Below are 346 nucleotides of genomic sequence, written 5' to 3' on the forward strand. Positions count from 1 at the left end.
GCAGCAGCTGCTCGGCCCGCTCGCTGCGCACGCCCGCCACCAGCCGGTTGGGGTGCAGGGTGTAGCCGAGGGCGTAGCCCTGGCGCAGGAACTGCGGGTTCCAGGCGAGCTCGGCGTCGGGGCCGGCGGGGGCGAGCGCGGCCAGCCGGTCGGACAGGCGGGGCCGTGTGGCGACGGTCAGACGGGCCCGGGGGAAGTCGGGCGGCGGATCGCTCGGCCGCGGGGTCGCCGTGATCGGGGCCACCGTCAAGCCCAACTCGGAGTACATCCGGGACTCGCCCGCGCGCAACGGCACCGGGCAGTTGCAGCTCCAGGGCGCCGAGGTCACGGTCTACGACCCCAAGGC

The 346-nt window shown here is 76.0% G+C and carries 1 pseudogene; it reads right to left on the minus strand.

Annotated features, from left to right (window positions below):
- A pseudogene (locus tag UK12_RS34060) lies at positions 1-244 on the minus strand (hypothetical protein); the annotation flags it as partial.
- Between the last annotated feature and the right edge of the window lie 102 nt (positions 245-346).

The sequence above is a fragment of the Saccharothrix sp. ST-888 genome (assembly GCF_000955975.1).
Lineage (GTDB): Bacteria > Actinomycetota > Actinomycetes > Streptomycetales > Streptomycetaceae > Kitasatospora.